This is a genomic window from Mycobacterium sp. ST-F2, from assembly GCF_001905655.1.
Taxonomy (GTDB): domain Bacteria; phylum Actinomycetota; class Actinomycetes; order Mycobacteriales; family Mycobacteriaceae; genus Mycobacterium.
On the sequence record NZ_JMHT01000110.1, the window covers coordinates 1 to 1355 of the forward strand.

Sequence of the window (1355 nt, forward strand, 5' to 3'; positions counted from 1 at the left end):
TGAACCGCCCCGAGTTTGATGCACACCGGTTTATTGGTGCGCAGCCTCTGATTGGGCTGTGCTCGTAGCGTAGTAGATGGTCTCGTATTCGATCGGCGGGATGCGGCCCAGGCGGTGCATGAGCCGGTCGGTGTTGTACCAGTGGACCCAGTCGGCGGTGAGCAGTTCTACGTCGGTCAGTCGGTGCAGCGGTCCGCGACGGAATGGGGAGTCGTCGCGGACGGCTTCGTTCTTGTACAGCCCGATGGTGGTCTCGGCCAACGCGTTATCGAAGGCATCGCCGACCGATCCGATCGAGGGCACCAATCCGGACAAGGACAGGGTTTCCCCGAACCGCACCGACGTATACTGAGAGCCCGCATCCGAGTGGTGAATAGTGCTGCCCGACAACGGATTACCATCACGACGCCGGAGTTGCGCGGCGTGGCGGATTGCCCGCCGCACGAACGCATCACTCTTGCCCGCTGAGCAGGTCCAGCCCACGATGCGCCCGGCGTAGGCGTCGATGACGAACGCGGTGTAGACGAACACCCCGGCGGCCAGTCTGACGTAGGTGAAATCGGCTACCAGCAACCTGTTGGGCGCCTCGACGCGGAACTGGCGGTCCACCAGATCCGGGGCTCGCCCGGCAGCCGGGTCAGCGATGGTGGTGCGAACCTTCTTACGGCGGGTCACCCCACGCCACCGGTTGTCCCGCATGAGGCGCTCCACCGTGCAGCGGGCCACCTCGATGCCCTGACGGCGCAGATGGGCCCACATCTTGACCGCGCCGTACAACGACTCGGGCTTGCGGTGTCCGTGTTCGTCGGGTTCGTAGTAGCCGGCCAGCACCTCAGTAATGGCCATATCCCACAAGGCCCGCGCCGATGGCGGCCGCGCCAGCCAGGCGTAGAACGTTCTCGGGGCAATCTGGCAGCCGTGCTTGGACAGCACGCGGCAGATCGGAGCGACCCCGAACCGAGCACGATGCTCGGCGATGAACGCACAAATCAGCGGCGTCGCGGGTCGCTCTCCCGCGCGAAGAAACTTGTTGCCGCCTTGAGGATTTCGATGGTTTCCTCAAGCTCACGGTTCTTACGTTTGAGCTCTCTGTTCTCGCGCGCAACGTCGGTGGGCACCCCTGCCCGGTCCCCGGCGTCGACCTCGCTCTGGTTGATCCAGCGGCGCAGCGATTCGTAGGAGACACCCAACCGTTTGGCGACCGCGGTGATGCACGCCGTGCGGGTGTCGTACTCCTCGACATGGTCAGCGACCAACCGCACCGCCCGGGCCTTGAACTCCTCGTCGTACTTCTTCGGCATGATGCGAACAACCTTCCCTCGAAAGAAGGTGTGCATCAAACTCGGGGCGGTTCA

1 protein-coding gene is annotated in these 1355 nt (G+C 64.1%); it reads right to left on the minus strand.

The window, feature by feature from the left end; all coding sequences use genetic code 11:
- Positions 1-30: 30 nt before the first annotated feature.
- A protein-coding gene (locus EB75_RS27955) for an IS3 family transposase (RefSeq protein WP_099048483.1) occupies positions 31-1301 on the minus strand; the annotation gives its coding sequence in 2 pieces (ribosomal slippage) (positions 31-1028 and positions 1028-1301; 1272 coding nt in all).
- Between the last annotated feature and the right edge of the window lie 54 nt (positions 1302-1355).